The organism is Paenibacillus sp. JL3B1040, assembly GCF_057063165.1.
Genome location: NZ_CM169317.1, coordinates 100001 through 123293, shown reverse-complemented (window position 1 = coordinate 123293; position 23293 = coordinate 100001). Strand labels below are relative to the sequence as shown.

Genomic DNA, 23293 nt, shown 5'->3' with positions numbered 1-23293 from the left:
GAGACATCCGGCCAAAAGGTTACCGGAAACTTGGAAATCCGGCGAAAAAAACCATGAGTTACCTCCTGAAGGCAAAGGACTTTACAAGCCAAGTAAATCCGGCTATTGTGAGGGTAATAGAAGAAAACACGACGGATTTACCTCTAACAAAGGAGGGGCAATATGGACCAAACGATGTCTCCGTTTCGGATCGTGCCGATGGAAGAAGCGCATGGCGAAGTCATATGTACCTGGCGTTACGATTCCCCGTACGATATCTACAGCTGGCTGCCCTGGAATCAAATGAAAGCGCTCGACGTGGAGTTTGGAAATCCGGCGATCCGCGCCGAGCAGTATGTCTCGGTACTAAATGAGGCTGGCGACCTGGCCGGCTTTGCCCAATATTTCCCGATGGAGGGGGTGACCCGGCTCGGGATCGGCATGAAGCCTGACCTTTGCGGACAGGGGTTGGGCAAGCGGTTTGTCTCGGTCATCGTAGAAGAAGCCCGGCGCCGCAAACCGGACAACCAAATCGACCTTGAGGTGCTCACGTGGAACACTCGGGCGATCCGAGCCTACCAGAAGGCCGGGTTCGTCATCACCGATCTTTATGAGAAGATGACGCCCGGCGGTGTGTCCAAACCGTTTTACTGCATGGTATATAAGGGGCAACCCGGATAAGGGCGAGCTCCTTTTTTACACCTCGGACCAAACCTCGCTATGACATACGGCACACATTTAGGTGAATGTCCGTTATTTTTGTTCCTATTTTTGACACAAAGACTATGATCGGACAGCGTGTTCCGTTATAATGTTAGGTAGTATACATAGGAGGGGCGATTGGAATGCAAAAGTGGATCATGAGCGGTTTGTTCGTCATCGCAGGAGCTTTGGCCCTTGTATTGATGTTCACCCTGCCAAGCCGGGAACAGGCCGAGCAGGAAGCCAAACCGCAATTGCCTGAAATCACGATGAATGCCGAACAAGCCGAAGCCATCGTCAAAGCGAATTGCATCTCCTGCCATGGCGATACGCTGCAAGGCGGAGCGGGCCCGGATCTGCAGAAGATTGGCTCGGAGTTGACGGCGGAACAGCTGTATTCGATTATTGCTAAAGGGAAAGGCGGCATGATGCCCTCTTTTAAGGATCGTTTAAAGGAAGAGGAAATCGCTAACGTCGCCATGTGGCTTGCGGAGAAAAAATAAAGGCATACGAAAAGCACGCCCGCCGGGAATATCATGTTCCCGGCGGGCGTATTTTGTCCACACCGATCAGACCTGATCTCTTGAAAAGTTAATCTCCCGAGTGCATCTTCTCGAACGCCTCGTTGTATTGCTGAGCCTCTTTGATGTCGACAGCCGTAATGCCACCTTCCTCCCATGAAGTCAGGCGGAGCGTTACCGTTTTATAGTCAATGGTGATGAACGGATGGTGATTAAACGCTTCCGAGATCGCCGCAACCTCATCGACAAACGCGATCCCCTTCATAAAGTTGGAGAACGTGTATTTGCGGAAAATCCATCGCCCCTCCTCAAGCTCCCAGCCTTCCAGCTTTTCCAAATGCGCTTCTACTTCTTGCGGTGTAAACGGCATTTTTCTTCCTCCCCGTTCTCTTCAAGAACTCCTGTATATGTAAGCATCCTCGTCACGCACCAGGATCTGAAGTTGATTTGTCCTAGCCCCGTCTCCAATTATTGTATTCTCGAACCCGCGCCTTCATGCGTACCGGCCGCTGACGGGCCCAGTGGCGATCGAACCCGGGTCAAATCAAGGAAACCGAGGTCAGCTCTGCATCTCCGATTAGAAAATTGATACGGTGGCCTTCAGGATCGTAGATCACAACCGCGCCGCCCACCTCGATCACCGGCTCTGTCCCCAGCCCATAAAACAAGTCTTCCGCCAGCGCCTCGAACACCTCGTCCCGATCTGCGTCGGACAACACCTCCCATTCGGAAGGTTCCATTTCGAAGAACAGATAACTATCCTGAATCCGGCCAACCGCTTTCGTCAAATCAGCCAAAATAAATTCATAATCCCTGCCGTGTTTTACGCCCACTGCGATATCCTCCCTTTTGGCACTCTCCATTTCGACCGTAATCTTATTATACCGGAAAAATCCACTTAAAAAAAAAGGGAAATCTGTCGATAAAATAGTTAATCGTTTCAAACGGTGCAGGCAGGCCCCTTTCCGCAAGGATGCGGGAAGGGAAGAAAAGGTTTAATTTCTCTCAAGGACGAGGTGTACAATGGAAATTTCAACAATTATTGGTTTGATTCTCGGAGTGGTCGCCCTGGTGTTGGGTATGTTCCTGAAAGGCGCGCCAGTGCAAAGCTTGGTCGAAAACCCTGCGGCCTTCGTCATCATATTTGTCGGGACGGCGGCAACATTGTTCATGGCCTTCCCGATGTCAGAGTTAAAAAAATTTCCGGTCTTGCTTAAATTGACGATCGTGAAACCCAAAATGATCAGCAAAGCCGAATTGATCACCCTGTTCATGGAATGGGCGACGATCACCCGCCGCGAAGGCTTGCTGGCGCTGGAGGCAAAGGTCGAGGAGATCAATGACGATTTTCTGCGCGGCGGCATGCGGATGATTATCGACGGAAACGATCAGGAATTCGTCCAGGACGTATTGACCGAGGACATCGCTGCCACCGAGGAACGACATAAAGCGGGGGCGCTGATGTTCTCCCAAGCGGGCATGTACGCACCGACCCTCGGTGTCCTTGGCGCCGTCGTCGGCCTGATCGCAGCGTTGTCCGACATGAGCGAAATGGAGAAGCTGGCCCACGCGATCTCGGGCGCATTTATCGCGACGGTATTCGGTATCTTTACCGGTTACGTGTTGTGGCACCCTATCTCCAATAAGCTGAAGCGACTGTCCAAGAAAGAGATGGAGATTCGATTAATGATGGTAGAAGGATTGCTGTCCATTCAATCGGGCGTATCCACAATCGCGATCCAACAGAAGCTTGCCGTGTTCCTAACCCCTGCGGAACGTGCGAAAATTCTAGAAAAGGGGGTCGGTGAAGGTGAGCAAAAAGACTAAAAAACACCAAGACCACGAAGAACATGCCGACGAAAGCTGGCTGCTTCCCTATTCCGATTTAATGACGCTTATGCTGGCGCTGTTTATCGTGCTTTACGGTATGAGTTCGGTCGACGCCCAGAAGTTTCAAGAGATGAGCGAAGCGTTCAAGAGCGTACTAACCGGAGGCGTTGGCGTCCTGGAGCAAAACTCCATAACCGGCAACAACAACAATTTCAACAGTGACAGCGAGCTCCCCAAGCCTTCCTCGGACGGCTTAATGACAAAGAAGAACGAACTGCAACGTCAGGAGCAGCAGAACCTGGAAGCTTTGAAGAAGCAGCTCGATACTTATATTAAGGAGAACGGGTTGACCGATGACCTGGAAACCAAGCTGAATCAATCCCAACTGATGATCACGATCAGCGACAAGGCCCTCTTCGCCTCCGGGGAAGCCATCGTGAAGCCGGAAGCCCGGCAGTTGGCCAAAGCGATCTCCACGATGCTTCAGCGATTTCCGGACTACGAGGTTATCGTATCGGGGCATACGGACAACGTACCGATCTCGACCTACGAGTTTCCGTCCAACTGGGACCTGAGCTCCGCGCGGGCCTTGAATTTCATGAAAATTTTGCTGATCAACACGAATTTGGATCCGAAAATGTTCAGCGCCATCGGTTACGGCGAGTACCATCCCGTCGCCGGCAACGATACGGCGGTCGGCCGTGCTCAGAACCGCCGGGTCGAGGTCTCGATCATCCGCAAATATACGGACAACAGCGAACAGCTTGGCGTAACGGCCGCCCACGAATAATGCAAACAGGCCAGCCCCTCGGGGGCTGGCCTGTTTGCCGTCTTGCGTTAGGAAAGCTCGTATTTCAGGGCCAGGCCCAATTCCCGCTTCTCTTGCTCGGTCAAATCGCGCCAGGTGCCGATCTTTTGCTGGCCGAGACGAATGTTCATGATCCGGATACGCTGCAGCTTCCGCACCTCATACCCCAGCGCACTGCACATGCGGCGGATTTGCCGATTCTTCCCCTCGGTCAGGATGATTCGGAATACGCGGTCCGAGATCCGTGTCACTTGGCAAGGGAGCGTCATTTCGCCTAGGATTTTGACCCCTTCGCTCATCGCTTTCACAAAACTTGGCGTAATCGGCCGATCCACCGTCACTACGTATTCCTTCTCGTGCTTGCCTTCGGCACGCAAAATCTTGTTCACGATGTCACCATCGCTGGTAAGCAAGATGAGGCCCTCCGAATCTTTGTCCAGCCGTCCGATCGGAAAAATCCGTTCCGAATGTCCGACAAAATCGACGATGTTGCCTTTCACATGCGCTTCCGTCGTACTGGTGATGCCTACCGGCTTGTTTAAAGCGATGTACACGTGCTTGGAACGCTTGGTCTCGACGGGTCTCCCGTTTACTCTGACGTCGTCCCCCGGCTCTGCCTGGCTGCCCAGGACCGCCTTGACGCCGTTAATCGTCACTTGGCCCGACTCGACCAGCTTGTCCGCTTCCCGCCGGGAACAAAATCCCGTTTCGCTGATAAATTTATTGATTCTCATGATGGTGCCTTCGGTCCCTCCGCATGGCGTGCGGTCCGCTTCAAGTCGCGGTTTCCGCCGGCCCTTCGATATGTTCTTCACCCTCTTGCGCGAGCGGGAGGGTAATGGTTACGGCCGTTCCTTGGCCCAACTCGCTGTCGATCTTCAGCGTCCCACGGTGTCCCTCAATGATTCGCTGACTGATCATCAGGCCAAGTCCGGTCCCTTTCTCTTTGTTCGTGTAGAACGGTTCTCCAAGCTTCTGGAGCCGCTCCTTGGCGATTCCCTCACCTTCATCGATCACGCGCAGCACGGCTTGCCCATGTCCGTCCTTTTCGACCTGCAGGAGAATCCTCCCGCCCCCCGGCATAGCCTCCATCGCGTTCTTCAACAAGTTGATGAATACCTGCTTCAGTTGGTTCTCTTCACAGTGTACCAGAACCGGGCTCGGCGAGAAATGAACTTCGAATTCAATGTTATGTAAATGCGCTTCGCTATCCAGCAGAGAGACGACGTCCCCCATCGTAAAACGGACGTCCTTAGTCTGGAATTGCACCGCCTGCGGCTTGGCTAAAATGAGGAATTCGCTGACGATCAGATTTATCCGGTCCAACTCCGCCAGCATAACATCGGTATGCATCACGTTCACAACCCGAGTTCGCTGCTGCATTTGCAGAAAACCGCGGAGCGTCGTCAGCGGGTTGCGGATTTCGTGCGCCACGCCGGCGGCAAGCTGACCGACGGTGGTCAGCTTTTCCGAGCGCCGCAGGAGATCTTCCATTTTATTGTGCTCCGTCATGTCCCGAGAAATGCTGATTAGCGCGGTGATTTTCCCCCCTTGGTCAAAAATAGGGGATACGCTAATGCTCACTTCTATTAAGCTGCCGTCTTTCCGCAATCGGACCGTCTCAGCCAATACCGATTCGGCGGTTTCGAGCACTTCCGTCTCCGGACGCCAGATCGATCTTCCATCCCTTTCGGACTCGGGGAGAAAATCCAAATGGGTACCGACGATCTCGTCGCTTCGCCAACCGTACAACCTCTCGAAAGCGGCATTCACTTGCAGCACCCGCCCCTTGTGGTCCGTGATATGAATCGCATCGACGGTCTGGCTGATAATCGATTCCAGGTATTCTTTCATCGACCGGTTCTCTTCGTTTTTCCGCTTCAGCTCCGTCGTATAACGGCCCAGGTTGTCCGCCATAATGTTGATTTTGTGGGCCAACAGGCCGAGCTCGTCGAAACTGCCGACTTTCAACCGGGTCTCAAGCTTTCCCGATGACAGTACATTAACCTGGTCCAGAATATGACGGAGCGGGCGCGTCAACCTCCCGGCCAACCCGTAGCTCCCCATCATCATCAATCCCAGCAAGCCAAGGGAGACGATCAATTGACTGACCATCTGCTTGGAGATCGCCTCGTTGATCGGGGCATAACTGGAGACGACGCGAATGACGTAAGGTTTCTCACCGCCGTTCATAATCGGGACATAACTCTCCAAGACATCTTCACCGTTGATTCGCGTATCCACCAGTAAGCTGCGATTTTGGGAAATCGCCTCCGCGACGGAGCGCTTTAACCCTTGATCGTTTTTGTAACGATACGTCCCAAACAGCAAATGCGACTCCGCGATGCGATCCGGATCAATCCCCGTGATCTCCAATAGACTGCGGTTCGTACCTAACGATCTTTGTGAAACCCGCTCCGGACTGGTCATGGTCAGGATCGCATCGGTCATGTCTTTGCTCATTCTGCCGCCTAACGTGAGTTTGACATAATCGTAGACCGAACGACTCTGTTCGACGGCAATGGCAATTTGGTTGGCCGTCAGCATCATATTCGCTTCGATGTCCCTGCGCAAATTGTCCCGTACCGTGAAATAACTCAAGACGATATTCAGAGTGAGGATAATCAGCGCAAAACAAGATATAATCAAAGCAAGCTTTGTTTTTATAGTCAAGCGTTTATCCCACCTCTGGAACTAGTTTTTGGATATAAATGGGATTCAGAATTTTCTACATCCATCATACCTTTTGCGACATGTTTTGCAAAGACGTTGAAATTCCCAGATCCTTTCCCTACAATATGTAGAAATGCCTACAAGTTTGGTTCTCAAGACGCAGAGCCATCCGTTTATAACCTGCTTAGTTATCCACAGGATACTAACATACTCACAACGCGCTGGGATAAAATGTGTATAATAATGGGGATAATCCTGGAGTTATACACAACCTTACCCACAACATGTTAACAACGAATGCCTGTTCGTTGGACAAAACTTGTGGATACCCTGATAAGGAGTTGATTTGCTCACATGCCATCCCCATTCTCTTTGCTTCCCGAACCTCCAGCTTCAGCTTATCCCCATGAGCATTGGATGGCGGAGGCGATTCGCGAAGCCCGTAAAGCGGAGGCCATCGGTGAAGTCCCCATTGGAGCGGTCATCGTCCGGGGCGATGACATCGTCGGACGTGGCTATAATCTCCGCGAGAGCTCCTTCGACGGGACCGCCCATGCGGAGATGATGGCGATTCGCGAAGCCAGTGAGCGCCTCGGAGCCTGGCGGCTGCTCCACTGCCGCCTCTACGTCACGCTGGAGCCTTGCCCGATGTGCGCCGGAGCGATCGTGCAGTGTCGCGTTCCACATGTGATTTACGGAGCCCCGGACCCGAAGGCCGGTTGTGCCGGCACCTTGATGAACTTGCTGCAGGAACCGCGGTTTAATCACCGCACCGAGATCACATCCGGCGTCCTGCAAGAAGAGTGCGCTTCGTTGTTGACCGAGTTTTTTCGTCGGCTCCGCAAAAAATAAAAGAAAACCGCACATCAAAAACCTCCAGCCCATGAGACCATGGAACTGGAGGTTGTTTGAATGGTGCACCATTCCGTGCGATTAATAACCAAACTGACCCATTTCTTCTTGCAACTGCTCCAATGTCAGCGTATCCGTCGGGATGCCGATTTCAAAGACCGGCTTCTCGTTGATTTGGGTAAAGCGGCTGGTCACTTGCACGGCCACCTTGATGTTCTCCTGCGTTTCCGGATCATTCACGGCAACATCCGCCTGAACATTGTAATAAGCCGGATAATTGTTTTTATCGATCGCGGTATCCACCGTGAACCTATTGATTTGCAGATGATTCTTCATCTCGTCAAGCGCCTTGCCCAGCTCATCCTGGTTGCCCTCTTGCAATTCCTTCTTCGTCTGCTCGATTTCCTCGGGCGTCAACTGATGCATTGAACGGTATTCCTCTTTAGCCAAAATATCCAGCATCTTCGGCAACGCCTGGTTGATCAGGATCGTCACCGCTTCTTTCACGTTCTCATTCGTGATCGCAAACCGAACGACCTGCTTCGCTTTAAAGTCCTCCGGCAGCGAAGCCTCTTGAGGATCGACATTTTGGAAGTAAGCCTCCGAATCATACTCGGCGAACAAAGCCCCCATCAATTCCATACTCAGTTTCTGGTTCTTGTCGGAATTGAACAGATCCGGATTAAACTCCCCGCCGCTCTGCTCCGCCAGCTCTTTCATATCAAGAGTCAGGAACTTCCCGATAACCGACTCCGGCATCGGCAGGAACGGAATACTTGGAATTTTGACGAATAACTTCTCAGGCGTCATTACGAGCGGAATCGTGATCGTCGTCGTCATATCCCCCGTCAGTTTAACTTCCAGCGTTGCTTCGGTTTGCATCGGGTCCTTCTGGTAAACCTGCTTGATATTGATCTCGGCGTTCTTCAGGATGGATAATACGGCGCCCATTTGCGGCGACTCCGCTTCCCCCGCCTCAACGGAGAAATCCAAAATTTTGATTTGGTTCTCCAACATGTACGAGTTCATCTCAAGCGCCTTGACAGCCGCGCTGCTCAAAGCTTCCTTCGGTGCCTTCTTGCTGCTGCAGCCGGATAATACCAACACGACGAACAGTACCACCAGCAAGCAGGACGTTAATACCTTCTTAGACATACCTTCTCCTCTCTTACTCCTTCATCGTCAGTTTAAAGCAAACTTTTGCTTAACAACATCACCTATTCTAAACCATTCGCAAGGATTACGGAATCCGTTCGCGGAACTAATGAATTGCCTCTTTCTTGAAACGGCCGCCCTTGACGTCATGGATGTTTCCGACTGCCAAAAATGCATTTTCGTCGTAATGATTCACGATTTCCTTCAGCTTAGCTTCTTCCAAGCGGGTGATGACGCAAAATATTACTTTTTTCGGGTCGCCGGAAAAGCCGCCTTCCCCCGACAGATACGTAACGCCACGCCCCAAACGGCTTAAGATCGCGTCGCCGATTTCATCGATTTGGTCGCTGATGATCCAAACCGATTTTGATTCGTTCATACCGTCCACGACGATGTCGATCGTCTTATACGCTATGTAATAAGCTAGTATCGAGAATAAAGCGCGTTCCCAGCTAAATACGAAACCTGCACTCAACAGGATAAAGAAGTTGAAAAACATGATGATTTCGCCAACGGAAAACACCGTTTTGCGAGAAATGAGAATGGCGACGATTTCAGTCCCGTCCAACGAACCGCCAAAGCGGATGACCAAGCCGGTTCCCAAACCAAGTAAAATGCCGCCAAACACAAAAGCAAGTAAGGTATCGCTCACAAAAGCCTCTACCGGGTGCAGCAGCGCCGTACCGACAGACATCACGGTGATGCCTAGCAGCGTGGATGCGGCAAACGTCTTGCCGATTTGCTTGTAGCCGACAATGAGAAAGGGGAGGTTAAAAAGGAAGAGGAAGATCCCAAGCGGGAGGCCCGACAAGTAGGAAGTCATTACGGAAATGCCGGTTATGCCGCCATCCGTGATTTTGTTGGGTACCAAAAACAACTCCAACGCAACGGAGACAATGATTGCCCCGATCACGATAAACAGGGATCTGAAGATGTTGCTTTTCAGGGTACGCTGTTTATGTTGACGGACCTGGGCTGCCGCTGGCGGAATCATCTGGCTTGGATTAACCGTGTTCAAATGGCATCACGACCTTTCAGTATGTTATACAATGCTTCCCTCTCACCATTCTGTCAAGAAAAATCATATTCCCGTATAAGGCCTCTTTCTTTATTATGACACTTTCTCCGCTTGTTGTCCTCTCTAATTCAACCTAGCCCGCAGGCCTGAACGACACAAAAAAACCCAGCCGGGGCTGGGGTAGGGTTGGGCGGCGACCACTCCGGATCGATTAACCTTCCGGATTATTGTGACCCACCTGGTTTTTGATTTTCACCTTTTTCGATCCCGACAGCGGTTCAGGGCCGCTTTTCTCATCGTTCCGCCGGTGTTCCCGGTTCTGTCCGTTGCCGGAGCCCGAGGTTTGGTAGGTTTGCGGCTTCGTCATAATGGGTAACGCCTCCCTTGGTTTGATCAACAGGGTTAATGTGCGAAGAAACGGCCTTCCTTATGCACGAAAAAAGGGAGCATCTCTGCTCTCTGGCTAATCGATAGTTGGCGGAGAGGGTGGGATTCGCTCCGTCGTACGTAGCCTTTCAAGTGCGGCAACGCTGTGCGACTATCACGCCGGGGCCTACGAACATGCCTTAAGGCATGTCCTTTCACGGCCCGTTCGAATCCCACCTTTCGCCTTACGCAAAAAACCGACTCCTTTTCAGGAATCGGTTTATTATTCTCGTATGGCGGAGAGGGTGGGATTCGTTCCGTCGCACGTAGCCTTACAAGTGCGGCAACGCTGTGCGACTATCACGCCGGGGCCTACGAACATGCCTTAGGGCATGTCCGCTTCACGGCCCGTTCGAATCCCACCTTTCGCCTTACGCAAAAAACCGACTCCTTTTCAGGAATCGGTTTATTATTCTCGTATGGCGGAGAGGGTGGGATTCGCTCCGTCGTACGTAGCCTTTCAAGTGCGGCAACGCTGTGCGACTATCACGCCGGGGCCTACGAACATGCCTTAGGGCATGTCCGCTTCACGGCCCGTTCGAATCCCACCTTTCGCCTTACGCAAAAAACCGACTCCTTTTCAGGAATCGGTTTATTATTCTCGTATGGCGGAGAGGGTGGGATTCGCTCCGTCGTACGTAGCCTTTCAAGTGCGGCAACGCTGTACGACTATCACGCCGGGGCCTACGAACATGCCTTAGGGCATGTCCGCTTCACGGCCCGTTCGAATCCCACCTTTCGCCTTACGCAAAAAACCGACTCCTTTTCAGGAATCGGTTTATTATTCTCGTATGGCGGAGAGGGTGGGATTCGAACCCACGTGGGCTTGCACCCTAACGGTTTTCAAGACCGCCCCGTTATGACCGCTTCGGTACCTCTCCATAGGTGAATCCGATTTAGCGTAACAAATCAGATTCTACCATATCAGCGACAGGTTCGCAAGCTAATTGCGCTTGGTAATCTTCTGCAAATTCCCCATATACGGGCGCAAAACCTCCGGAATTTCCACGCTGCCGTCTTCCTGTTGGTAGTTCTCAAGGATGGCGGCTACGGTGCGTCCAACGGCCAGCCCCGAGCCGTTTAACGTATGCACGAACTCCGGCTTTGCTTTGGGCTCCGGACGGAACCGGATGTTCGCCCGGCGGGCTTGGAAATCCTCCACGTTGGAGCAAGAGGAGATTTCGCGGTACACCCCGCTCTCCGGAAGCCATACCTCCAGGTCGTACGTTTTGGCGGCCGTAAAGCCCATATCGCCGGTACACAACGCGAGCACACGGTAAGGCAGGTTCAGCAGTTGCAGCACGCGCTCGGCGTTGTTCGTCATTTTTTCCAGCTCGTCATAAGATGTCTCCGGATGGACGATCTTGATCATTTCCACCTTATTGAACTGGTGTTGGCGGATCAAACCGCGGGTATCGCGGCCCGCCGCGCCGGCTTCAGAACGGAAGCAGGAGCTGTAAGCGACATAATAACGCGGCAAGTCTTCCGCATTCAGGATTTCGTCGCGATGGTAGTTGGTCACCGGCACCTCGGCGGTCGGAATCAGGTAGTAGTCGTTGCCGCCGGAGAGCTTAAACAAATCCTCCTCAAACTTCGGAAGCTGACCGGTCCCGTATAAGCTGTCGCGATTGACGATGTACGGCGGCAGCATTTCCTCATAGCCATGCTCATTACTGTGCAGGTCCATCATAAAGTTGATCAGCGCACGCTCCAGGCGAGCTCCCAACCCTTTATAGAACGTGAAGCGCGAACCGGTAACCTTCGCGGCCGCTTCGAAATCCAGGATCCCCAGGTCGGCCGCGATTTCCCAATGGGCTCGTGGGGTAAACTCGAACTTCCGCGGCTCGCTCCAGCGGCGAACCTCAACATTCTCTTCTTCCGAAGCGCCTACCGGTACGCTCGCATGCGGAAGGTTCGGAATGGAGAGCATCAGCTCGTCGATTTTCGACTCCAGCTCCCGTACCTCTTCGTCCAGCTCCTTAATGCGATCCCCGACTTCACGCATCTCCACGATCAGCTCGTCGGCGTTCTCCTTGTTTTTCTTGCGCTGCGCCACTTCCGCGGAAACCGTGTTCCGGCGGTTTTTGAGCGCTTCGCTCTCTTGGAGCAGCCCCCGGCGTTTCTCATCCAGCGCAGCAAACCCGGAGATCAGCTCCAGCGATTTCCCCCGATTCTTCAGCGCTTCCTCAACGCGCGCATATTCGTTTCGCATGATTTTCACATCTAACATGAGTAGTCCCTCCTAGAATGATCCCGCACAGACCTGCCGACCTTCATCTGGGGAGACCCGCGGACGGAAAGGCTGCTATCGGAAGTTCAAAACGCCGGTAAAACAGATAAAACCTCAACCCGCAAAGGAGTCAAGGCCTGTTTACGGCTGCTTGGCTTGCTTGATCATCTCCACAAAATACGTATGTAACGAGAAGTCGTCCGTTAACTCCGGATGGAAAGACGATACGAGCAAATGTCCCTGGCGCGCCGTCACGATTTCATCCTGATAAGTCGACAACACCTCGACGCCTTCTCCGACCGCCGTGATTAGCGGGGCACGAATGAATACCGCCCGCAACGGAACCGCAAGTCCCTTCACGTCAAGATCGGTTTCGAAGCTTTCGCGCTGACGCCCGAACGCATTGCGCGACACCTTGATGTTCATCAAGCCCAAATGGGCTTCCTCGCCGCCCTCGATTTCCTTCGCCATCACGATCAATCCCGCACAAGTCCCGAATACCGGCTTGCCTTGCCCGGAAAAATTCCGAATGGCCTCAATAAAACCGTATTTACGCATCAGTTTGCCGATCGTCGTGCTTTCGCCGCCGGGAATGATCAGTCCATCCAGCTCGGCAAGCTGTTCGGCGTGCTTCACGGCCACGCCTTCAACTCCGGTCTTCTCCAAACTGCGGATATGCTCCGCAACCGCGCCTTGCAGCGCCAACACTCCCACTCGCATGACAAACCTTCTTTCTCTATATAGGTACACTTTTTGAACATTCATTAAAACGGTAGTTCACCATGATGTACCCCGGCCATCGTAAAGAGACGGCCGGGGTGGATGAATTGCTTCTAATTCTACGATGACTTCGCAAACCGATGATTACCAGCCGCGATCCGACATCCGCTCCGCCGCAGACAGTTTGGAAATTTCGATGCCTTTCATCGGCGTACCCAAATTTTTGGATACTTCGGCGATCAATTTGTAATCCGTGTAATGCGTGGTCGCTTCGACGATGGCTCGGGCGAATTTCTCCGGATTATCGGATTTGAAAATACCGGAGCCAACGAATACCCCATCCGCCCCCAAATGCATCATCAAAGCGGCATCCGCCGGAGTCGCTACGCCGCCCGCTGCGAAGTTAACGACCGGAAGCTTGCCGTTCTCGTGAACTTCGAGGAGCAGGTCGTAAGCGACACCGAGGTTTTTCGCTTCGGCATAGAGCTCATCCTTGGACATGTTCTGTACCTTACGAATTTGGCTGTTGATCAGCCGCATATGGCGCACCGCTTCCACGATGTTGCCCGTTCCCGGTTCGCCCTTGGTCCGGATCATCGACGCGCCTTCGCTGATCCGGCGCAACGCTTCGCCTAAATCCTTCGCGCCGCATACGAACGGCACGGTGAAATCCCGTTTATCAATATGGAACACTTCATCCGCCGGGGTCAGCACTTCGCTTTCGTCCAAATAGTCTACCCCTAGCGATTCCAGAACTTTCGCTTCCACATAATGGCCGATCCGCGCCTTGGCCATCACCGGGATGGAGACGACCTTCATGACTTCCTCGACAATCGTCGGATCCGCCATGCGGGCTACGCCGCCGGCCGCCCGGATATCGGAAGGCACACGTTCCAGCGCCATGACGGCGGTAGCCCCGGCCGCTTCGGCGATCTTGGCTTGTTCCGCATTCATGACGTCCATAATGACGCCGCCTTTTTGCATCTCAGCCATACCTCTTTTAACACGTGATGTTCCTGTTTCCATGTCCAATCCTCCCGATAATAATCTAACTAACTATTTTACAAGATCCACTCCAAATACACAACTCATTTACTCGGATTTGAAAAGGACGCTTAGAAAAGATTTTTGATCCCATTGAACAAGTCGCTGAAGAAATCGCCGATCGCCCGCATCAGCAGCTTAAACCAGCCCGCTTTCTCCGCATCCTCCGCCGTGATCAGGTTCACCGTTTTCTCCAGCGTCTGGTCCATGCCCGGAGCCTTAAAGGAATAGGTTACGGTTCCGACCTTCGTTCCTTGCTTCAGCGGTGCGATCAAGGCACTTTCGTCGGCCAACGCCACCTGAGGTTGCACTGCGTTTGTATCCGCGCCTTTCGGCACGACGAAGCTGACCGCTTGATCGGTCACAACGGGAACTTCCGTATTTTTCGCCTTTTTCACGGTAACGGTTTCTGTGCCAACTACCGTCGTTTTCGGCGGTACGATCTGTTTCGTTTCGAAGTTGTCGAACCCGTAGTCCAAGACTTTGCGGGTTTCGACAAAACGGGCCTTGTCCGACTTCGTGCCCATGACGACGCTGATCAAGCGCATTCCGTTGCGCTCGGCCGTTCCGGTAAAGCAGTTGCCGGCGTTGGAAGTATGTCCCGTTTTGAGACCGTCCAGACCCTCGTAAGCAAATTGTCTTAAATACACGTTATCTTTGTTGGCCTCCAGCATCCAGTTCAGGTTTACCATAGGCTCTTTATCGCGGTCGCGGAACTTTTTACTTTGAATCGTGGTGAAACGGGTGAAGTCCGGGTGATCGGTTACGATATATTTAGCCAAAATCGCGGCGTCGAGCGCGGACATCACGGTTTCTTTGCCGTCCGCCGGGCGGAATTCTTCCGGCATGTCGGCGATGTCGAGACCCGTAGAGTTGGCGAAATGAGCCGTTGTCATGCCCATGCGTTTCGCTTCGTCATTCATCATTTTCACGAAGGCCTGTTCCGATCCGGCAACATGCTCCGCCAGAGCGACCGTTGCGTCATTGGCCGAGGCGATCGCCATCGCCGTGTATAGTTCTTCTATAGTATGTTGGTCTCCTTCGGCCAGAAAAATCCGCGAACCAATCGTTTTGGCGGCATTCTTCTGGACCGTCACGACCTCGTCCCAACTGAACTGCCCTTGCTTGACAAGTTCAGCCACGATGTATTCCGTCATCATTTTGGTCATGCTTGCCGGAGGTAACGGTTGACTTCCATTAATATTCAGTAGAATTTGTCCGGAGACAGGCTCCAGCAAAATGGCGGAACTTACCTCCAAACCTAAAGACTCCACGGAAGGAATTGAGGTCGCTGTTTGCACTGTCGTCGCTTCGGTTGTCGTAGATTCAGTAGAAGTAGATTCGGTATTTTCTCCCTCCGCCAGTGCCATCGCCGGAACGAGAGAGAAACACAGTAGATTCAGCAGCAATACGGAAGCTACGCTTTTGCGCAGGAAACGCCGTTTGGTTGTCGAGTTACGTTGTCGTTGTTTGAGTTTCAATGCCCTTAAAGCTCCCCTCATATTCTTTCATTTGCTTTTTCTATTCTATCACAGGGGTATCCGCAAAAAAAGACAAGCAGGGCGGAAAACGCCCTGCCAAACGTGGAAGATTATGGGTTGTTGTCTATGAGCCCTTATTCGCTGGTTACAGCGAATAGTTTGGCGCTTCTTTGGTGATTTGCACATCGTGAGGATGGCTCTCGCGCAGGCCGGCACCCGTGATGCGGATAAACTGCGTATCATTGCGCAACTCATCAAGCGTATTGGTTCCGCAATACCCCATCCCCGAACGCAGACCGCCGATCAGTTGATGGATCGTATCGGAAATCGGTCCTTTGTACGCGACGCGCCCTTCGATTCCTTCCGGCACCAACTTCTTGTCGTCATCCTGGAAGTAGCGGTCCTTACTGCCTTGCTTCATCGCGCCCAACGACCCCATGCCTCTGTAGACTTTATACCGGCGGCCTTGGTAGATTTCCGAGTCGCCAGGGCTTTCCTCCGTGCCGGCAAACAAACTGCCCAGCATGACCGCATGCGCGCCGGCTGCAATCGCTTTGGTGATCTCGCCGGAGTACTTGATGCCGCCGTCCGCGATAATCGGGATTCCATATTCGCGAGCGACCGTCGCACAATCATATACCGCCGTAATCTGCGGCACGCCGATCCCGGCGATGACGCGGGTGGTACAGATCGAACCGGGTCCGATCCCGACCTTCACCACGGAGGCCCCCGCTTCAATCAAGGCTCTCGTCGCTTCGCCCGTGGCGACGTTACCTGCGATAATCGTCAGTTCCGGATACCGTTTGCGAAGCTCGGCTACCGCTTCAAGGATGTTGATGTGGTGGCCATGCGCCGAATCCACCGTAATCACATCGACGCCGGCCTTAACCAACGCATCGGTCCGATCAAAGGTATCCTTGGAGATTCCGACAGCTGCGCCTACAAGCAACCGCCCTTGCACATCCTTGGCGGCATTCGGGAATTGGATCGCTTTTTCAATATCCTTGATCGTAATAAGGCCCTTCAACGTATTGTGTTCGTCCACCAACGGGAGCTTCTCGATTTTATGCTTCTGCAAAAGGACTTCAGCTTCCTGCAAAGAAGTTCCTACCGGTGCGGTGATCAAATTGTCCCTCGTCATGACATCGCTGATCTTGATGCTGTAGTCATGCACGAAACGCAAGTCGCGGTTGGTTAAAATGCCGACCAGTTTATGCTCCTCATTCACGATCGGCACACCGGAAATGCGGAATTTCCCCATCACCTGCTCCGCGTCGGATACAAGATGATTCGGAGTCAGTGAGAAAGGATTCGTGATGACGCCGCTCTCGGAGCGTTTCACCCGGTCGACCTCTTCGGCTTGCTGTTCGATCGGCATATTTTTATGAATGATTCCGATGCCGCCTTCCCGTGCGATCGCGATCGCCAGCGCCGCTTCCGTGACCGTATCCATGCCCGCGCTGATTAGCGGAATATTCAGCTTCACCTTGTCACTGAGCCGAGTAGACACGTCTACCTCTTTCGGCAATACCTCCGATTTACGGGGAACGAGAAGCACATCGTCAAACGTTAAGCCTTCCTTGTCAAATTTACTTTCCCACACCGCGATGAATCCTCCTTCGATTTTGTTTGGTTTTGTTGGCTCTTTCCTGAAATCCGGGTATAAAAAAAAACAACTGCCCCTGTAATCCCTATGAAGACATAACCCTTATATATCAAGACCGAATAGCCGCTTACGAAAATATATTGTTCCCATCTTAGCAAAGCCCCCCCAGGCTGTCAAGGACAACCGCAGTCAAAAAAAACAACGGCCGCCCAGCAAATACGAGTGTCCATTTCACGCATACATTAGCCCTGTGGCCGTATGGATCCTGATGCTCATCCTGCCCCAATTCCTCCGGTTTGATTCCGCGACAGGAAAAAGGACGGAGAGGCCGTCAGCGCCTTTCTCCGTCCTTCTATACACATTTCTTCGTTTCGCTAACGCTTGTCGTAAGTAATGACCTGGTCGATGATCCCATACTCGCGCGCTTCTTCCGCGCTCATGAAATAATCGCGGTCCATATCCTTTTCGATCCGCTCCAGCGGCTGTCCGGTGCATTCCGCAGCAATGCGGTTGAGGCGCTCCCGAATTCCCAAAATCCGTTTGGCGCTAATGGCAATATCGCTGGCCTGCCCCTGCGCGCCGCCATGCGGCTGGTGAATCATGATTTCGCTGTTGGGCAGGGCGAACCGCTTGCCCTTGGCCCCGGCCAAAAGCAGGATTGCGGCAAAGGACGCAGCCAACCCGGAGCAGATGGTCTGAACATCGGGCTTCACGTATTGCATCGTGTCGTAAATCGCAAACCCCGCTGAGGTCGAGCCGCCCGGGCTGTTGATGTAAAAATAAATATCCTTCTCCGGATCTTCCGCCGCCAAAAACAGCATCTGCGCCATAACGCTATTGGCGACCTGATCGTCGATCGCCGATCCAAGAAACACAATCCGATCCTTCAGCAAACGCGAATAAATGTCGTACGACCGCTCACCTCGGCCGGTTTGTTCAATGACATAAGGAATAACCGAACTCATGGTGTACCCTCCTTTGGATCAGGCGGCATGAGCGAAGGACATGGGGATCAGCCGACTTTGTATCGGCTGGGCAGCTTGTGAGCCAGATAGACTTCGCTGGGAATCGCGGCGATACGATTGGAGTGTTAATACCGGAACCATATCCTGAGGCCGGACGTCGTTCAACAGCAGCGCAAGCGCGGCGGCGTCCTGCCGGCGGATCGCATCCATGTAGGCGTAGACCAACGCTTCGTTCGCAGCGGAGGGGGGAACCTCCCCATCGTGACGAGCAGCTTGGTCCAAAGCCCCCTGTTTGTCCCGTGCCGAGTCCGTAACTGCCTTTCGCAGCTTGACTCTTGCTCGATGCAGGGCCGCTTTTACCGCGCCTTCCGTCGATTGAACCAACTCCGCCGCTTCCGCCGCCGTATACTGCAAAATATCGATCAACAGCAGCGCCGTGCGTTGAATGGGCGCCAGTTCGCCGACCAGTGTTTCCATCGCTGCCCACAACGCGGCCGGATCGGTCTGCGCGAGCTTTTGCGGCAATTCGTCCATGGGATAGGGTTCGGCCGGAAGTACCTTCTTGCGGCGCCGATCGATCCACGCATGCCGTGCCGTCCGGAACAGGTAAGTGCGCGTCAGGCGAAAGGCCTCGCCTTTGCTGCGCGCCGCCGACCAAATCTTCAGCCACGTGTCCTGCGCCAAATCGTCGCCTTCCCAAGGCGAGCCCGCCAAGGAGCGGCAATAACTCCGCAACGCCGACCCATGGGCTTGCACCCATGCCGGAAAATCGCCCCGAACCCGATGGGTCGAGGGTTCCTCGGGTATTCGCGGGTTTCGCTCCTTTACTGCCGTTGTTGCCATCCCACACGCACCTCCAATCCATTCACTAGACCAGGATTGCCCGCTCCGGCTAACCCGATTCATGTCCCTGTCTCTCGCTATTGGTTCCATCGCCAACCTGGAGTAAGTTATATTTCTTACTCACCGGTATAAACGTAAAATTCGGCGGAATCGATACGCCCCTCCCCCAAAAATTTAAACCGTCATAAGGATACTCCTATCATACACTATTCACGAACGGATCGAAGGATCCTCCATTGGCTTTTGAGGCTCACCCCCCCGAGTTGCCCCCGATTCGAAATATACCTATGGCAAAGTTATTGAAATAGTTGCACCAGCGCAGTTATTTCGCACGATTCCGGCAAATCAGGCTCAATAGTTGCACCAATGCATCTAAATTCGCTCAAACGGCCGCATTCCGCAATCATCGCCGAAAATAACTGCATGCAGGCAACTAATCTCCCATAAACGGCGGTTTCTCCGGAAATAACTGCAGATCCGGTTACTACTTAGGTCTCCTCCTATCGCGAGGAGATTTTTTTTTGTCTCAAGCAGTAATTCCCATGCAAACGTCGAATGTAATATTATCCATTGAATCATGAGGTGAGCCGTATGAAGCTGACGAAACAACAGGTCAATACTATTTGTAAAGGCGATCAGGAGATTGCCAGTTACTTTCATGCGCTGCTGGATCAAAATGAGAAGCTCACCCAAATCGTAGAGAAGCAAGCCAAACGCATTCAACAATTGGAGAAGCGAGTTCAGGAACTGGAGCGCCAACTCGGCCAGAATAGTCAGAACAGCAGCAAACCGCCTTCGAGTGACGGATTCCGTAAACCAACCAATTTACGCCAACCAGGAGGGAAAAAAGGCGCTCCTAAAGGTCACGAAGGTCATACGCTGCATGTGGTTACGAACCCGGATTATGTCATGGTTCATCCGCTTGAAACCTGTTCCAGCTGCGGTTTTTCCTTGAAACAGGTACCCGCACAAGAGCTAGAGAAGCGACAAGTCTTTGACTTACCAGCCCCTCGCATGGTCATCACCGAACATCAGGCTGAAAAGAAATGTTGCCCGCAATGCTGCGTCCAACAGACCGCTTCCTTTCCTTCTCATGTTCGAGCGTCTGTGCAATACGGAAGAGAAATGGCAGCATGGACGGCTTATCTTCATGCCTATCAATTGTTGCCGCTTGAGCGTATTGGACAGCTCTATGCCGATCTCACGGGATACCGCCCGAGCGAGGCCACCTTACTTGCTCAACTGGAAGAGATGACAAGTCGTCTTCAGCCGCTAGAGCGAACCATTCGCGAGCAGCTGTTAGCCAGCCCCGTGGTACACGCCGATGAAACGGGATTTCGCGTCAACGGAAAAGGGTACTGGATGCATACCGTGTGTAACCAAGAGTGGACACTCTTGTTCGCCCATCCCAGCCGCGGAAGCAAAGGAATGGATGCCATGAATGTATTACCCCACTATAAGGGGAATCTCGTTCATGACTGCTACGCCTCTTACTTTAAAGACCAGTATGCTTTCCGTCATGTGCTTTGCAATGCGCACCTGCTGCGGGATTGTAAAGAAATTGCCCAGTACGATAACCATCAATGGGCAACCGATATGACGACGCTGTTGCAAGAGAGTTGGAAAGCTGCACGCATAGCTCGCAGCCTTCAACAGCCTCTATCTGATGCGGTGGTCCAAGCATTCAGATCCCGTTATGATGATATTCTGCAGCGAGGTCGTGAAGAATGGGCGAAAGATGCCGTGCCCGAGAAAACGGGACCTCGCGGAAGAAAATCCAAGAGCAAAGCAGCCAATCTAGGTGGGAGGTTTCTGGCGTACAAAGACGCCGTACTCGCCTTTCTTTGTGATGCCCGAATTCCTTTTGACAACAACCAAGCGGAGCGAGATATCCGTATGGTGAAAGTCAAAACGAAGATATCTGGTGGATTCCGCACTTCGCAAGGTGCGGAGCAATTCGCTCGCATCCGCGGCGTCATCTCCACGTTTCGCAAAAAACAACTCCCCATCTTAAACTCCCTGATTTCTGCACTTCAAGGTCAATTCAGTTTCTAACAGCACCTAAGTAGTAACCAGATTGGCAACTAATCTCCCATAAACGGCTGTTTCTCCGGAAATAACTGCAGATCCGCACTTATTGTAAAAAACTAAAAGAGCACCACCGGATCAACGGTAGTGCTCTTTGTTGTCATCCCTTGACGAAGTAGAGCTAGTTACTGAAATAGTTGTGCCTGTGCAGTTAATTCTCATCTTTTTCGGCAAATCAGGCTCAATAGTTGCACCAATGCATCTAAATTCGCTCAAACGGCCGCATTCCGCGATCATCGCCGAAAATAACTGCATGCAGGCAACTAATCCCCCAAAAACGGCGGATTGTCCGGAAATAACTGCAGATCCGCACTTATTGTAAAAAACTAAAAGAGCACCACCGGATCAACGGTAGTGCTCTTTGTTGTCATCCCTTGACGAAGTAGAGCTAGTTACTGAAATAGTTGTGCCTGTGCAGTTAATTCTCACCTTTTCGGCAAATCAGGCTCAATAGTTGCACCAATGCATCTAAATTCGTTCAAACGGCCGCATTCCGCGATCATCGCCGAAAATAACTGCATACAGGCAACTAATCTCCCATAAACGGCGGATTGTCGGGAAATAACTGCAGATCTGCACTTATTGTTCAAATAAAAGAGCACCACCGGATGAACGGTAGTGCTCTTTCCCTTTGCTTGGCGGCGTCCTACTCTCCCAGGACCCTGCGGTCCAAGTACCATCGGCGCTGGAGGGCTTAACGGTCGTGTTCGGGATGGGAACGCGTGGAACCCCTCCGCCATCGCCACCAAACGGTTCAAGGTTTAATCCTTGAAAACTGGATACGAAACTTCATTTGCGTTTTAGTCTCCGCAAGTGCTCGGATCGGCTTGTTCAGCCTGACGCCACTTTTTGGAGTTGTTTTGGATAAGCCCTCGACCGATTAGTACCTGTCAGCTCCATACATTGCTGCACTTCCACCTCAGGCCTATCAACCTCGTCGTCTTCAAGGGGTCTTACATACTGGGAAATCTCATCTTGAGGGGGGCTTCACGCTTAGATGCTTTCAGCGCTTATCCCGTCCGCACTTAGCTACCCAGCTGTGCTCCTGGCGGAACAACTGGTGCACCAGCGGTGCGTCCATCCCGGTCCTCTCGTACTAAGGACAGCTCCTCTCAAATTTCCTACGCCCACGACAGATAGGGACCGAACTGTCTCACGACGTTCTGAACCCAGCTCGCGTACCGCTTTAATGGGCGAACAGCCCAACCCTTGGGACCTACTTCAGCCCCAGGATGCGATGAGCCGACATCGAGGTGCCAAACCTCCCCGTCGATGTGGACTCTTGGGGGAGATAAGCCTGTTATCCCCAGGGTAGCTTTTATCCGTTGAGCGATGGCCCTTCCATGCGGTACCACCGGATCACTAAGCCCGACTTTCGTCCCTGCTCGACTTGTCAGTCTCGCAGTCAAGCTCCCTTTTGCCTTTGCACTCTGCGAATGATTTCCAACCATTCTGAGGGAACCTTGGGGCGCCTCCGTTACTCTTTAGGAGGCGACCGCCCCAGTCAAACTGCCCGCCTGACACTGTCCCCGTACCGGCTTACGGTACCAGGTTAGAACTCCGATACGATCAGGGTGGTATCCCAACGGCGCCTCCACCGAAGCTGGCGCTCCGGCTTCCTAGGCTCCCACCTATCCTGTACAAATCGTATCAAAGTCCAATATCAAGCTGCAGTAAAGCTCCATGGGGTCTTTCCGTCTTGTCGCGGGTAACCTGCATCTTCACAGGTATTAAAATTTCACCGGATCTCTCGTTGAGACAGCGCCCAAGTCGTTACGCCATTCGTGCGGGTCAGAATTTACCTGACAAGGAATTTCGCTACCTTAGGACCGTTATAGTTACGGCCGCCGTTTACTGGGGCTTCGGTTCACAGCTTCGGAGTTGCCTCCTAACCGCTCCCCTTAACCTTCCAGCACCGGGCAGGCGTCAGCCCGTATACTTCGCCTTGCGGCTTCGCACAGACCTGTGTTTTTGCTAAACAGTCGCTTGGGCCTTTTCACTGCGGCCCCCTCGAGCTATTCACTCTACCGGGGCACCCCTTCTCCCGAAGTTACGGGGTCATTTTGCCGAGTTCCTTAACGAGAGTTCTTCCGCGCGCCTTAGAATTCTCTTCTCGCCTACCTGTGTCGGTTTGCGGTACGGGCACCTTCTCCTGGCTAGAGGCTTTTCTCGGCAGTGTGAGATCATGACCTTCGGTACTGTAAATTTTCCCTCCCCATCACAGCCCAGCCTTACGGTGTGCGGATTTACCTACACACCAGCCTCACTGCTTGGACGGGGCATTCCATCGCCCCGCGTCACTACCCTGCTGCGTCACCCCATCGCTCATAACGGATTACGGTGGTACAGGAA

20 protein-coding genes, 1 tRNA gene and 2 rRNA genes (1 of these 23 only partly in view) are annotated in these 23293 nt (G+C 52.7%); 6 read left to right on the top strand and 17 right to left on the bottom strand.

Going from position 1 to position 23293, the window contains the following annotated elements:
• Positions 1–162: 162 nt before the first annotated feature.
• Both ACZF99_RS00550 and ACZF99_RS00545 read left to right on the top strand, forming a co-directional pair.
• On the top strand, positions 163–660 hold the full coding sequence (locus ACZF99_RS00550; RefSeq protein WP_483608144.1) for a GNAT family N-acetyltransferase: 498 nt from the start codon (positions 163–165) through the stop codon (positions 658–660).
• 164 nt (positions 661–824) lie between these two features.
• Entirely contained in the window at positions 825–1184 is a 360-nt protein-coding gene (locus tag ACZF99_RS00545) for a c-type cytochrome (RefSeq protein ID WP_483608142.1), read from the top strand.
• An 88-nt stretch (positions 1185–1272) separates the two neighbouring features.
• On the opposite strand, the gene ACZF99_RS00540 is transcribed toward ACZF99_RS00545, so the two are convergent.
• Together ACZF99_RS00540 and ACZF99_RS00535 are read right to left on the bottom strand one after the other, a co-directional pair.
• Positions 1273–1572: a 4a-hydroxytetrahydrobiopterin dehydratase gene (locus tag ACZF99_RS00540; RefSeq protein ID WP_483608141.1), complete on the bottom strand. Its 300-nt coding sequence runs from the start codon at positions 1570–1572 to the stop codon at positions 1273–1275.
• 169 nt (positions 1573–1741) lie between these two features.
• Positions 1742–2035 (bottom strand): hypothetical protein, encoded by a 294-nt coding sequence (locus ACZF99_RS00535; protein ID WP_483608140.1) that lies wholly within the window; start codon positions 2033–2035, stop codon positions 1742–1744.
• 190 nt (positions 2036–2225) lie between these two features.
• On the opposite strand from ACZF99_RS00535, the gene motA reads away from it, so the two are divergent.
• Positions 2226–3029: a flagellar motor stator protein MotA gene (gene motA / locus ACZF99_RS00530; RefSeq protein ID WP_483608138.1), complete on the top strand. Its 804-nt coding sequence runs from the start codon at positions 2226–2228 to the stop codon at positions 3027–3029.
• On the top strand, positions 3013–3822 hold the full coding sequence (motB, locus tag ACZF99_RS00525) for a flagellar motor protein MotB (protein ID WP_483608136.1): 810 nt from the start codon (positions 3013–3015) through the stop codon (positions 3820–3822). The genes motA and motB overlap by 17 nt, the downstream gene beginning before the upstream one ends.
• Positions 3823–3869: 47 nt before the next feature.
• On the opposite strand, the gene rluF is transcribed toward motB, so the two are convergent.
• Together rluF and ACZF99_RS00515 are read right to left on the bottom strand one after the other, a co-directional pair.
• Positions 3870–4574, bottom strand: coding sequence for a 23S rRNA pseudouridine(2604) synthase RluF (gene rluF, locus ACZF99_RS00520; RefSeq protein ID WP_483608134.1), 705 nt, complete (start codon positions 4572–4574; stop codon positions 3870–3872).
• A gap of 40 nt (positions 4575–4614) precedes the next feature.
• Complete coding sequence (locus tag ACZF99_RS00515; protein ID WP_483608132.1) at positions 4615–6513, bottom strand: ATP-binding protein; 1899 nt, start codon at positions 6511–6513, stop codon at positions 4615–4617.
• Between the two features lie 354 nt (positions 6514–6867).
• On the opposite strand from ACZF99_RS00515, the gene tadA reads away from it, so the two are divergent.
• Positions 6868–7365 (top strand): tRNA adenosine(34) deaminase TadA, encoded by a 498-nt coding sequence (gene tadA, locus ACZF99_RS00510; protein WP_483608130.1) that lies wholly within the window; start codon positions 6868–6870, stop codon positions 7363–7365.
• Between the two features lie 81 nt (positions 7366–7446).
• On the opposite strand, the gene ACZF99_RS00505 is transcribed toward tadA, so the two are convergent.
• The 11 genes from ACZF99_RS00505 to ACZF99_RS00455 all read right to left on the bottom strand — a co-directional run bounded on the left by ACZF99_RS00505 (position 7447) and on the right by ACZF99_RS00455 (position 18853).
• Positions 7447–8520: a hypothetical protein gene (locus tag ACZF99_RS00505; protein WP_483608128.1), complete on the bottom strand. Its 1074-nt coding sequence runs from the start codon at positions 8518–8520 to the stop codon at positions 7447–7449.
• Positions 8521–8626: 106 nt separating this feature from the next.
• A complete protein-coding gene (locus tag ACZF99_RS00500; RefSeq protein ID WP_483608126.1) occupies positions 8627–9514 on the bottom strand; it encodes a YitT family protein in 888 nt (295 codons plus the stop codon).
• A gap of 235 nt (positions 9515–9749) precedes the next feature.
• Positions 9750–9905: a small acid-soluble spore protein P gene (locus tag ACZF99_RS00495; RefSeq protein ID WP_483608124.1), complete on the bottom strand. Its 156-nt coding sequence runs from the start codon at positions 9903–9905 to the stop codon at positions 9750–9752.
• Between the two features lie 851 nt (positions 9906–10756).
• Positions 10757–10845 (bottom strand) — tRNA-Ser (locus tag ACZF99_RS00490).
• Positions 10846–10907: 62 nt separating this feature from the next.
• Positions 10908–12194, bottom strand: coding sequence for a serine--tRNA ligase (gene serS / locus ACZF99_RS00485; protein ID WP_483608122.1), 1287 nt, complete (start codon positions 12192–12194; stop codon positions 10908–10910).
• A 141-nt stretch (positions 12195–12335) separates the two neighbouring features.
• Entirely contained in the window at positions 12336–12914 is a 579-nt protein-coding gene (gene pdxT, locus ACZF99_RS00480; protein ID WP_483608120.1) for a pyridoxal 5'-phosphate synthase glutaminase subunit PdxT, read from the bottom strand.
• Between the two features lie 144 nt (positions 12915–13058).
• On the bottom strand, positions 13059–13940 hold the full coding sequence (pdxS, locus tag ACZF99_RS00475; RefSeq protein ID WP_068784387.1) for a pyridoxal 5'-phosphate synthase lyase subunit PdxS: 882 nt from the start codon (positions 13938–13940) through the stop codon (positions 13059–13061).
• Positions 13941–14029: 89 nt separating this feature from the next.
• Positions 14030–15460 (bottom strand): D-alanyl-D-alanine carboxypeptidase family protein, encoded by a 1431-nt coding sequence (locus tag ACZF99_RS00470; protein WP_483608118.1) that lies wholly within the window; start codon positions 15458–15460, stop codon positions 14030–14032.
• Between the two features lie 124 nt (positions 15461–15584).
• Positions 15585–17042: an IMP dehydrogenase gene (guaB, locus tag ACZF99_RS00465; protein WP_483608116.1), complete on the bottom strand. Its 1458-nt coding sequence runs from the start codon at positions 17040–17042 to the stop codon at positions 15585–15587.
• Positions 17043–17419: 377 nt separating this feature from the next.
• Complete coding sequence (gene clpP, locus ACZF99_RS00460) at positions 17420–18010, bottom strand: ATP-dependent Clp endopeptidase proteolytic subunit ClpP (RefSeq protein ID WP_483608114.1); 591 nt, start codon at positions 18008–18010, stop codon at positions 17420–17422.
• A gap of 18 nt (positions 18011–18028) precedes the next feature.
• Positions 18029–18853, bottom strand: a complete 825-nt coding sequence (locus tag ACZF99_RS00455; RefSeq protein ID WP_483608112.1) for an RNA polymerase sigma factor — start codon at positions 18851–18853, stop codon at positions 18029–18031.
• A 591-nt stretch (positions 18854–19444) separates the two neighbouring features.
• On the opposite strand from ACZF99_RS00455, the gene tnpC reads away from it, so the two are divergent.
• Positions 19445–20908 (top strand): IS66 family transposase, encoded by a 1464-nt coding sequence (tnpC, locus tag ACZF99_RS00450; protein WP_483608110.1) that lies wholly within the window; start codon positions 19445–19447, stop codon positions 20906–20908.
• 666 nt (positions 20909–21574) lie between these two features.
• Here tnpC and rrf read toward each other — a convergent pair.
• Positions 21575–21691, bottom strand: a 5S ribosomal RNA gene (rrf, locus tag ACZF99_RS00445).
• Between the two features lie 110 nt (positions 21692–21801).
• Positions 21802–23293, bottom strand: a 23S ribosomal RNA gene (locus ACZF99_RS00440); it runs 1443 nt beyond the window's last position.

Coding starts and splice junctions, on each gene's coding strand:
- ACZF99_RS00550 (WP_483608144.1), top strand. CDS start 163: ATGGACCAAACGATGTCTCCGTTTCGGATCGTGCCGATGGAAGAAGCG.
- ACZF99_RS00545 (WP_483608142.1), top strand. CDS start 825: ATGCAAAAGTGGATCATGAGCGGTTTGTTCGTCATCGCAGGAGCTTTG.
- ACZF99_RS00540 (WP_483608141.1), bottom strand. CDS start 1,572: ATGCCGTTTACACCGCAAGAAGTAGAAGCGCATTTGGAAAAGCTGGAA.
- motA (WP_483608138.1), top strand. CDS start 2,226: ATGGAAATTTCAACAATTATTGGTTTGATTCTCGGAGTGGTCGCCCTG.
- rluF (WP_483608134.1), bottom strand. CDS start 4,574: ATGAGAATCAATAAATTTATCAGCGAAACGGGATTTTGTTCCCGGCGG.
- tadA (WP_483608130.1), top strand. CDS start 6,868: ATGCCATCCCCATTCTCTTTGCTTCCCGAACCTCCAGCTTCAGCTTAT.
- ACZF99_RS00505 (WP_483608128.1), bottom strand. CDS start 8,520: ATGTCTAAGAAGGTATTAACGTCCTGCTTGCTGGTGGTACTGTTCGTC.
- ACZF99_RS00500 (WP_483608126.1), bottom strand. CDS start 9,514: ATGATTCCGCCAGCGGCAGCCCAGGTCCGTCAACATAAACAGCGTACC.
- ACZF99_RS00495 (WP_483608124.1), bottom strand. CDS start 9,905: ATGACGAAGCCGCAAACCTACCAAACCTCGGGCTCCGGCAACGGACAG.
- serS (WP_483608122.1), bottom strand. CDS start 12,194: ATGTTAGATGTGAAAATCATGCGAAACGAATATGCGCGCGTTGAGGAA.
- pdxT (WP_483608120.1), bottom strand. CDS start 12,914: ATGCGAGTGGGAGTGTTGGCGCTGCAAGGCGCGGTTGCGGAGCATATC.
- pdxS (WP_068784387.1), bottom strand. CDS start 13,940: ATGGAAACAGGAACATCACGTGTTAAAAGAGGTATGGCTGAGATGCAA.
- ACZF99_RS00470 (WP_483608118.1), bottom strand. CDS start 15,460: ATGAGGGGAGCTTTAAGGGCATTGAAACTCAAACAACGACAACGTAAC.
- clpP (WP_483608114.1), bottom strand. CDS start 18,010: ATGAGTTCGGTTATTCCTTATGTCATTGAACAAACCGGCCGAGGTGAG.
- ACZF99_RS00455 (WP_483608112.1), bottom strand. CDS start 18,853: ATGGCAACAACGGCAGTAAAGGAGCGAAACCCGCGAATACCCGAGGAA.
- tnpC (WP_483608110.1), top strand. CDS start 19,445: ATGAAGCTGACGAAACAACAGGTCAATACTATTTGTAAAGGCGATCAG.